The sequence below is a fragment of the Bacillus sp. ISL-18 genome, from assembly GCF_018613415.1.
Classification (GTDB): Bacteria; Bacillota; Bacilli; order Bacillales; family Cytobacillaceae; genus Neobacillus.
This window is the reverse complement of sequence record NZ_JAGGQG010000002.1, coordinates 1,233,178-1,243,204: the sequence shown is the minus strand read 5'-3', so window position 1 is coordinate 1,243,204 and position 10,027 is coordinate 1,233,178. Positions and strand designations below refer to the sequence as shown.

General features: G+C 39.1%; 9 protein-coding genes. 2 read left to right on the top strand and 7 right to left on the bottom strand.

Going from position 1 to position 10,027, the window contains the following annotated elements; genetic code table 11:
* Window positions 1–388 precede the first annotated feature (388 nt).
* From J7E81_RS05865 to J7E81_RS05855, 3 genes are all read right to left on the bottom strand, one after another.
* A complete protein-coding gene (locus J7E81_RS05865) occupies window positions 389–1,705 on the bottom strand; it encodes a carboxylesterase/lipase family protein (RefSeq protein WP_215041160.1) in 1,317 nt (438 codons plus the stop codon).
* 119 nt (window positions 1,706–1,824) lie between these two features.
* Window positions 1,825–2,235, bottom strand: a complete 411-nt coding sequence (locus J7E81_RS05860) for a C-glycoside deglycosidase beta subunit domain-containing protein (protein ID WP_215041159.1) — start codon at window positions 2,233–2,235, stop codon at window positions 1,825–1,827.
* A gap of 18 nt (window positions 2,236–2,253) precedes the next feature.
* Window positions 2,254–3,147, bottom strand: coding sequence for a sugar phosphate isomerase/epimerase family protein (locus tag J7E81_RS05855; RefSeq protein ID WP_215041158.1), 894 nt, complete (start codon window positions 3,145–3,147; stop codon window positions 2,254–2,256).
* A 362-nt stretch (window positions 3,148–3,509) separates the two neighbouring features.
* On the opposite strand from J7E81_RS05855, the gene J7E81_RS05850 reads away from it, so the two are divergent.
* The gene (locus J7E81_RS05850; protein ID WP_215041157.1) at window positions 3,510–4,943 is read left to right on the top strand and encodes a DHA2 family efflux MFS transporter permease subunit; all 1,434 of its coding nucleotides are present in this window, start codon (window positions 3,510–3,512) and stop codon (window positions 4,941–4,943) included.
* Between the two features lie 67 nt (window positions 4,944–5,010).
* On the opposite strand, the gene J7E81_RS05845 is transcribed toward J7E81_RS05850, so the two are convergent.
* Window positions 5,011–5,832 carry an AraC family transcriptional regulator gene (locus J7E81_RS05845; RefSeq protein WP_215041156.1) on the bottom strand — a complete coding sequence of 274 codons (822 nt, stop codon included), beginning with the start codon at window positions 5,830–5,832 and terminating at the stop codon, window positions 5,011–5,013.
* Between the two features lie 122 nt (window positions 5,833–5,954).
* On the opposite strand from J7E81_RS05845, the gene J7E81_RS05840 reads away from it, so the two are divergent.
* On the top strand, window positions 5,955–7,496 hold the full coding sequence (locus J7E81_RS05840) for a DUF5597 domain-containing protein (RefSeq protein WP_215041155.1): 1,542 nt from the start codon (window positions 5,955–5,957) through the stop codon (window positions 7,494–7,496).
* Between the two features lie 65 nt (window positions 7,497–7,561).
* Here the strand turns inward: J7E81_RS05840 and J7E81_RS05835 are convergent, their stop codons facing one another.
* The 3 genes from J7E81_RS05835 to J7E81_RS05825 are packed head-to-tail and all read right to left on the bottom strand — an operon-like array spanning window position 7,562 to window position 10,019.
* Complete coding sequence (locus J7E81_RS05835) at window positions 7,562–8,527, bottom strand: ROK family glucokinase (protein ID WP_215041154.1); 966 nt, start codon at window positions 8,525–8,527, stop codon at window positions 7,562–7,564.
* A 59-nt stretch (window positions 8,528–8,586) separates the two neighbouring features.
* The gene (locus tag J7E81_RS05830) at window positions 8,587–9,558 is read right to left on the bottom strand and encodes a sugar phosphate isomerase/epimerase family protein (RefSeq protein ID WP_215041153.1); all 972 of its coding nucleotides are present in this window, start codon (window positions 9,556–9,558) and stop codon (window positions 8,587–8,589) included.
* A 20-nt stretch (window positions 9,559–9,578) separates the two neighbouring features.
* A complete protein-coding gene (locus tag J7E81_RS05825; protein ID WP_215041152.1) occupies window positions 9,579–10,019 on the bottom strand; it encodes a C-glycoside deglycosidase beta subunit domain-containing protein in 441 nt (146 codons plus the stop codon).
* Window positions 10,020–10,027 lie beyond the last annotated feature (8 nt).

Below are 10,027 nucleotides of genomic sequence, written 5' to 3'. Positions count from 1 at the left end.
CCGTATCTTAGTCTAACATCACCTTCGGACAGCTTTGATGAATTCCATGGTCTTCTTGTCCGAACTTAGGACGCCTTTGGACACCTTGGATGAATTCCATGGTCTTCTTGTCCGAAATTGGAACTCCTTCGGACACCTTGGATAATTTCCATGGTCTTCTTGTCCGAACTTAGGGCTTCTTTGGACACCTTGGATGAATTCCATGGTCTCCTTGTCCGAACTCGGAACTCCTTCGGACACCTAGGATAATTTCCATGGTCTTCTTGCCCGAACTTGGAACTCCTTGGGACACCTTTGATGAATTTCACAGACTATTTGTCCAAATAGGTGCCTTTAATAACAGGGGAAATTATTAATTCCTTAAAAAACAACATTGTTCATTTCAATTTTATTCAATATTAAATTCTTTTACATAAGGATGATTTAACGTACATGGAGTCCATTCTTGGCTAAGATCACCATTTTTCATAAAATTTGTCCAAGCGGTCACCATCTGCTCTGATAATTCATAATCTGCTGCTAAGTTGGGACGCCAATTCCTCTTTAAAGTCCCGAACATGTACCAAAGCTCTCCAGAATGGAAGGCACCACTTTCATCACCAGGAAGATCCCTGGTAAAATAATAAACATATGCAGGTTTTCTTCCGATTTCTTCTAACTTACGAGAAAATCCGATACACCCTTGATAAAGTGGTGAATTTTCACCACCACCAGATGTAACAGAAATATCGTCCTTACAACATCCCAGCATGTATGGTATGTCCTTTATTTCTCCTTTTTCTATTAACTTATCATATTCATTTTCAAGCACATAACCATCAATAATAGGGAAAAAGAGATGCGCTTCTTTTCCAGTCTCCCTTCTATGACTGTAGTAACTTTCGACCTTGGCAAGTAATTCTTCCGCTGATATTTCTCTTAACTCATTCAAACTTTTAATATTAGCAAAATTTAAGAATTCTTTTCCAATTTTCTTGGCGTCCTCTAAGTTTGTATTTCGTGTGATAGGTGATTGATAGCCTCCGCCGCTCTGCATAATGGCTTTTTTAATCATGTTGCCTGTAAGCTTGGATGAAATCAAAGTTTGAACACTAACTGCCCCAGCTGATTGCCCAAAAACTGTAATATTTTCAGGGTCACCGCCGAAGGCCTCGATATTTTTATACACCCATTTTAAGGCCATGATTTGGTCCAAGATTCCATAGTTACCGGATACACCCTTTTCATTTTCCTGGCATAACCATTCATGCGCGAGGAAACCAAACAAACCGAGCCGATAATTGAACGTAACTAAAATAACACCTTGTTTACAAAAGGATTCTCCATCAAATTCTATTTCCGACCCAAATCCACCTAGAAAGCCACCACCATGGATCCAAAATGCCACTGGTAACTTTTCTGACGTCTCCTTCGCCGGAGTCCAGATATTTAAGAATAGTCCATCTTCACTACCTTCTACCATAAATTCAGGATTAGAATAAAACTCTTTAATATATAAAGAAATTTCCTTCGGCAATTCACTTTGAATAAATTTGTTTTGAAAAGTATCTGCTTCATATACTCCGTCCCATGGGGCGGTCTCCTCAGGTGCACAAAATCGAAGTTCTCCTATAGGTGTTTTTGCATAAGGGATTCCTTTAAAAACCGTATACCCATTTTGTTTAATACCAGATATCGATCCGTATTTTGTATTAGCTAAATCCATATTTCTTCAACCCCTCACTTAACCAGACAAATTTCATTCATGAAGCCAACCTACCCTTAAATAAAAACAGAAAATGTTCTAGAAGACGATATCGTCTTCTAGAACATTTATTCTAAAGGTTACACTAGAATTAGCTTCCTCTTGTGGGGGATTGCACCAAGAACCGTATCAGCAACTGGTGGAAAATAGGAGCAGCTATACGTATAGCTTACTTCAATATCATGGCTGCCGGATTTTAGTCCGCCTTCTTTTGCCACTGTAAGAGTTGCTGGTTCTAAGATACCCCAGTGAACATCTCCGAGTGCAATCATTTCAGTTTGTGTGTAGGTCACACCATTAATCGTCCATGTAATCTGATCTCCTGAAAATGTTTCACCATCGACTGAAACGGTAGCCGGACGTAATTGTGAAAGCCAGAGGCCTCGATAATACAAAGATCTAATATTAACCTGGAAGCCGATAATTTTTCCATCTTTCTCGACATTCCTAAATCCTCTCGATTGGATACAAGGTTTTTCTAACATCGTCATGGTTATTCTCCTTCTCTCTTATTCTCCTAAAATTCTTTTCATCATTACATGTTGTTTCCGAATTTGTTCAGAGGCATAGCCGGTCACGTATTTGTTTGGGCCTTCATACTCACTCACCATATAGCCATCCCAATTATGCTCCATCAATGTTTTAATGACTTTTTCGTAAGGAATAGTCATCTCTTGAAAATCATCAGTCATTTTTACAAATTTAGCATGGCAGCAATAGACATAAGGTAATAATGGGATAATATCCTCTACAGGACTATGTTCAGATGGAGGCATAATAAAATCATCGGGCCCCCATTCACTTGCGGGTAAGGCTTGAGTCTCAAATACACCGAAGTCGATGTTTAATCCAAAATACTTGGTTCCTGTCTCTTTAATAAACTCAACATAATCATCAACCATCTTAGATTTCAAAAGTGTTGGAGCATGAATTTCCGGGCACATGCGGACATTGTATTCTTCCGCTAACGGAAGGGCCATTTTAATAAATTCTCGCCAGTTTTCTACAGGAGTAAGATAATCATCGATTACACCCAATTTTGTACGAAGAACCTTAAATCCGAGACGGTTAGCGAGTTTGAAATCACGCTCTAACATTTGTAGTGATTCTTCTGAAGTAAGATGTCTCCCCTCATACAAGCGGGAATCGACCCAATGACCGTATTCTGCCGGTACAATATTATATTTTTCTATTAATCGATCCCAATTTTCCAGCCATTCTTCACTAGGATTTGGATAACCCTCAATATGTGAGTTTGCTAATATTTCTAACCCTCGTGCGCCGATATCGTTCATTTCCGCAAACATGTCTTCTAACGTCATGGTTACACCATATTCGCCCGCATAACTATAAAGAGAAACTCCTCGTTTTGGTTTTCTACGATTTCCAGCTTCATAATTCATTCCAGTGTACTCTCCTTTTCTGCATCGTTGTTACCGCTTCCAATTTAACTATAAAGTTTATTTCTATTAAATACCTTTACTTATTTAACTTTATAGATATAGATTTTATTTCATTTTGCTTCTTTTTTTAGGAGTAAATATAATAGGTTAAAAATTTTATTGTGATTTTTATCCTTACTTGAAAAAGAAATATTTTTAAAACATCTGATATAAAGGTTTATATCTTCCCGTAACCTTTTTACAAAAAATTTAAAAAAATATTTTATTGACTAGGAGAATTTTGACCTGTATTGTATCAAATACGGACCGAATACAGGGGAACGTATATAGAAATTTTCCAGGAGAGAGAAGGGGTATGGTTAATGAAGCAATACAATACACGTGCTATTATGGCGTCGCTGCTCATCTGCGGTTTTGTTGGAATGTTCAGCGAGACGGCTCTTAATATTGCAATTAGTAATTTAATGGATGTATTTCGAATTTCGGCCGCGACCGCACAGTGGTTGACGACGGGATTTTTGCTTACTCTCGGCATTCTGATGCCGATGACGGGGCTGCTGCTACAATGGTTTACGACGAGGCAATTGTTTATCGGGTCGCTCGTGTGCTCTATCGTCGGCACATTGATTGCGGCGCTCGCGTTCAACTTTGAAATGCTTATGGTCGCTCGCGTTCTACAGGCGGCAGGCATGGGTCTTTTGATTCCGCTCATGTTCAATACGATCCTCGTCGTGTATCCACCTGAGAAACGTGGAGCCGCGATGGGCTTCGTTGGACTTGTCATCATGTTCGCGCCGGCAACCGGACCAACGGTTGCAGGTCTCCTAATCGAATATTTTACATGGCACTATATCTTCTGGCTCTCGCTGCCGTTTTTGGTCATTGGGCTATTAGTAGGTCTGAAATATTTGGAAAACGTCACCGATGTAACCAAACCTCGGATTGACCTCATTTCCGTTGTATTATCAACCATCGGCTTTGGAGGGGTTGTCTTCGGATTCAGCAAGGCAGGAGAAGGAGAGGAAGGCTGGACTAGCACGGTCGTGATTACTTCCATTGCAATCGGGTTGATCGCGCTCATTTTGTTCACACTAAGGCAGAAATTTATGCGCGAACCAATGATGGACCTGCGCGTCTTCAAGTATCCAATGTACAACGTGGGACTACTGATGGTGCTGTCATGTATGATGATCATTTTATCGAGCATGATTATCCTTCCGATGTTTCTTCAAAATGGTATGAAACTGACTCCGTTCACTGCCGGGCTCATGCTGTTGCCGGGCAGCGCACTAAACGGAATCTTATCGCCGCGGATGGGGCGTTTATTCGACAAGTATGGGCCGAAGTGGCTTGTTATTCCTGGACTTATTGTCGTCGCGGTAACGTTATGGTTTTTCTCTAGCATATCGACGACATCATCGGTCGCTTTTATCGTCGTCCTCCATATCGGACTAATGATCGGCATTTCCATGGTGTGGATGCCAGCACAGACCAACGGCCTGAACCAGTTGCCATCAGAGCTATACCCGCACGGGACGGCTGTCATGAACACGTTGCAGCAGGTCGCAGGTGCGATTGGTACAGCGATCGCAATCATCATCCTTACTTCTGGAATGAAGAAGTATTTGCATGACTCATCGGCACCAACTCAGCAGACCGAGGTGGCTAACGCTATGACGGCGGGCTCACAGCATGTGTTCTTGTTTGCGATGATCGTGACGCTGTTCGGTCTCGCCCTGGCCTTCTTCATCCGCCGGGTTGTCGTTAACCATTCAGCGATGAATCCAATGCATTAATTTAAAGTCTAATTTTTTCGGAGGACTTCCTAGCTACAGAGGTTGTCCTCTTTTTAGTTCCAGACTTCTAATGTAGTTCTCTAAATTTCGCAGGCGTCATCCCTTCTTTTTTCTTAAATACCATCCCAAAATAACTAACATCTTCATATCCGCACATTTTACTAATATTCTTGATTTTCTCGTTCCTCTCTTTAATGAGTAAGGTTTTCGCATTGACTAATCGAACATCCGTAATATAGTCAAAAATAGAAAATCCATTTATCTTTTTAAATAACTGGCAAAGGTACTCTTTTGACAATTGGACCTTTTCTGCTAAATCAGATAACACAATGGGCTCATTATAATGTTGGTTTATATAATCCATTACGAGATGTACTTTGTTATTCTGATTTTTAATCATCCTCTCATTTGGAAGCGTTGTCGATTTTGGGAACTCCAGTAGGATTTCATAAAGTACTCTTGAAAAATCATACATTTCCATTCTGCTATCCTGAGTATGAATTAAATATAGTTCTTCCAAATATTTCTTTACTTTTTCAATATCGTTTAGTTTATAAATACCTGATTGCTCAATCCCTATGTTTTCAAAAAATTCCTTTGACCCATAACCTGTAAAACACATGAAATGAACAATCCATTCTTTGCTCACGCCATAATATTTATGACCAACATTTGGGAAGAATAACATCCCGCTCCCTTCCTCTACCAAATACTGCTTTTTATCTATTTCTAGCACTCCGCTTCCCTTGACAGCTTGAATCCACTGAAAAAATGGCATACCTGAGGGTCTGTTTATGTATTCCTGCCTATGATTTAAACCTAGAGAATATAAAACATAAGGAAGTTTTAAATTTTGTTCAGTATGTTTTGTAAAAAAAACCTTTTTCATACTTGAAAATCCCCTCTCTCTTCTTAATATTTTCATACACACTATAATATTTTAAGATTTATTCTGACAATAAGATTTATTAAGATATTAATATAATCTTATTATGAAAGGGTGCTTTTATCATGTCAACAATGCCTCATATTAAAAAGTACAATGATATTCCAACCTTATTCGTTCGAGACGAACCCTTTATTGCCTTAGCTGGAGAAATCCATAATTCTAGTTCCTCGGACTTGGAATATATGGAAAAACAGGTTTGGCCAAATTTAAAAACATTAAATATGAATTCCGTGATTGTTCCAGTTTACTGGGAATTAATTGAACCAGAAGAAAATCAATTTGACTTTACCCTCGTTGAAGGACTGATTACCCAAGCCCGTGAAAATAACATGCATCTTATTTTCCTATGGTTTGGATTGTGGAAAAATTCAGAATCTATGTATGTACCCCACTGGATGAAAAAAGATTCTAGAACTTATTTCCGTGCTTGTAAACCAAGCGGTGAAGCAATAAATACCATTTCGCCTTTATGTGCAGCCGCAATTGAAAAAGATGCTAATGCATTCTATCACTTAATGAAATTTATCAAATCGATTGATTCAGAAGAAAATACGGTTATTGTTATGCAGGTTGAAAATGAAATCGGACTTTTAGGGACGGATCGAGATTATTCATTTACAGCAAATAAAGCTTTCTCACAAGAAGTTCCGCAATCCGTTGCGGAAGAATTCCAAGTTTCTGGAACATGGGAGGAAGCATTTGGCTATGATGCTGGCGAATACTTTATGGCTTATTATTTTTCATCTGCAGTAGAACGAATTACGAACGCAGGTCAACAGGCTTATCCTCTTCCATGCTACGCCAATGCATGGTTAGAACAGTTCCCATGGCGTGCGGGAACCTATCCAAGCGGCGGCCCTGTCATGAAGATGGATAAAATGTGGAAGTTAATGGCTCCTTCTCTATTTTGTCTGGCACCGGATATTTATGTTCCATATGTAGCTGATGTAATGGATGAATATAGTCAGGATGGCAATCCATTATTCATTCCAGAGGTCCGAAAAGATGCTGTCTCAGCTACATATGCCCTATACGCTGTTGGTGGTTGTAACGCTATTTGTTATGCCCCATTTGGCATTGAAGAACTATTAATGAATCCGGAAAGCATTGACAAACCACCAGTAGAAATAATGTTGTCATTAAATATTGATCCCTCTGCATTTGAAATTGAAGGCAGCGCAGCTTATCTAGCCAAGAGCTATTCCATAATCGAAAATATCAAACCACTCTATTTTAAATATAGAGGCACCAGTCATTTACAGAGCTATGTTAAGAGAAATGAACATGACTTTGGTAAGTTCCTTCATTTTGGTGCTTATGATATTCTCGTATCTTATTCGCCCAAAGCCCCAAATAAGCCAACTTCAGGAGGATTGATTATTGAACTTTCGGAAAATGAATTCGTCGTTATCGGAACAATGACGAAGGTTCAATTCTTTTCAAAACCAGGAAAAAAAACACACGTGGAATTGTTACGATTCGAAGAAGGCGAATTTGTTAACGGAGAATGGAACGCAGGAAGAGTTTTAAACGGTGATGAAAAGATGATGATACAGTTGAAAGATATGCCTTCAGCTTATAGAATTCAAGTATATGAATATTAAAAATTAATTTTAAAAGCCCATACATACAAGATATTATAAATTACTTGTATGTATGGGCTCATTTATTAACTATTCTTAGTTTGTTTCACTAACGATGCCGCTCCAATGACCCCAGCATCGTTCCCTAACTGAGCAAGCTTCAGTTTCGTACTAGTTCTTACTGTCGGGAAAGCAAACTTTTGAAAATATTCTTCTACCCCATTTAACAGCATTTCTCCTGCTGCTGACACTCCTCCGCCAATTACAATGGTTTCAGGATTTAAGATGTTTCCAATGTTTCCGCTAGCTAGTCCCAAATAATAATAAAATTTATCGACAACGATTAAAGCCAATTTGTCTCCTTTTTTAGCTTGATCAAAAATGGTCTTAGCCGTAACTTCTTGTCCATCATCAATTAACCACTTCAATTCAGATTCTCCAGCATATCTTTCTGAAAAATCTCTCGCTAATCGAACAACACCTGTTGCACTAGCGACGGTTTCCAAACAGCCTTGATTTCCACATGTACAATGATAACCATTAGGCTCTACAATTACATGGCCAATTTCTCCACCTGCACCAACCTTACCGTGAATAAGATTGCCATCAGCGATAATACCGCCCCCTACACCTGTTCCAAGTGTAACAAAGACAACATCAGCACCATCTTCTCCGGCACCCTTCCAACGCTCGCCTAGTGCTGCCACATTGGCATCATTATCAATACAAAAAGCAATGCCAGTTCCTTCTTCAATCTGCTGTTTTACTGGCTGCAAGGTACTCCAGTTTAAATTATAAGCTCCAATGACTGTCCCTTGGGCGCGGTCAACTGTCCCAGGAGAGCCCATTCCGATGCCTAAAATGTCATCTGCTGAAAGCCCATACAAGTCAAGACGATGATTAATCGATTCAATAATGCTTGGAACGATATTCTTTCCTTCATTTTGAATATCTGTCTCTATACTCCACTTTTGTTGAATTTCGCCCTCTTCAGTCAAGATTGCAAATTTCACCGTTGTTCCGCCTAAATCTATACCGATTAGTTTTTTCATTCTTTCCCCGCCTTATGAAATAAATACAGGTGTCAAATACCCACCTGTATTATTATAAACTATTTACCTAATAATTTCCGCTCCATTTGTAAATGACGTTTGGTCATTTCTACGGCTCTTCCAGATATGTGGTCTTCATATTCTGATACAATATAACCATCAAAATCAGAGTTTTGAATAATCGGCAAGATCTTATAATATGGAATGCTTGCTTCTTCCAAACTCTCATCAATATAATGAAATTTTCCATGGAAGTGAATGATGTGTGGCATGATTTGCTTTAACCCTTCATAATCCGGTTCGTTGTAGAAAGTAACGAAGCCATACATTCCTTGGAAAGCACCCATGACAGCACCATTGGCACCAGCATCAAGCATTCTTTGTCTTGCCTCCATCATTGGTACACCATCATAACGTAATTGAGCAGCCATTTCTAATAATTCTAACGGTGCTCCATTCGCTAATGCTTCATCCCAATGCGGTTTATTTGATTTAGTTGCAAAAGTACCAAAATCAACTACATATCCCAGGTATGGAGATCCTGTTTTTTCAATTACCTCGGTGAATTTCTGGATGTTTGGTGATGTTGGCGTTTCAGGATTATGAATTTCAATTCCTACCTTGATTCCATAAGCCTCTGCATATGGCGCTAATTTGGCAAATACCGATGGTCCAATAAGATATTGAGCACGCATAATTTTACATCCCAATTTATTTGCTGTTTTCAAATCAATAATAGACGACTGAAGCAATTCGTCTTCTGTTAAATCACGATCTGATCTTACCCCGCGGTCTGCATTCGCACCATAAGAGATAAAATCGATTCCATAGTGATTCGTCATGGCCTTAAATTCTTTTAAAACTTTGTCATTTACATATGGGTAAGATGGCAGCATTTGCGTACCTACCAACTCAAACCCTTCCGCTCCAAATTCAGCAGCAGTACGAATACAATCCTCTAATGTAAATGTGCCTTTCACATATTCATCCGTAAAGCTATATAAAGACACACCTAATTTAATATTACTCAATTGATCTGACCTCCTTTCACCTAATCTCTCACTCGTAATGTTTTGCTTCCGCAAGAATCTAACTGCGCATAATCATGTTCTTTTTTACTTCCAGGAACGGCCATATAAGGGATTCTTAACATCATTTTCACATCAATATAATGTTCTCCTTCAGCTAAGCCTCCGGGAGCAAACACATGAATCGTAGCTGAATCTATCAAATTCCAAAACTCCGAAATTAGACTTGGCAGCTGTCTTATGGTAAACTCTTTCTCATTAAGTTCAAAGGTGATATCATCAGAATTCACTTCTTTACCATCAACGGAAACCACAAATTCCTCAATACAGGATAAGTAATGCCCCCGATAGTTACTTAAGCGAATTTGGAATTCATATCCCAACTTTTTCCCATTCACATAGGTGTTTTTTAAACTTTCATCGCAAACAACATCGACGAAAGGTAATTTCATACTAAATGCCACACTGTCCA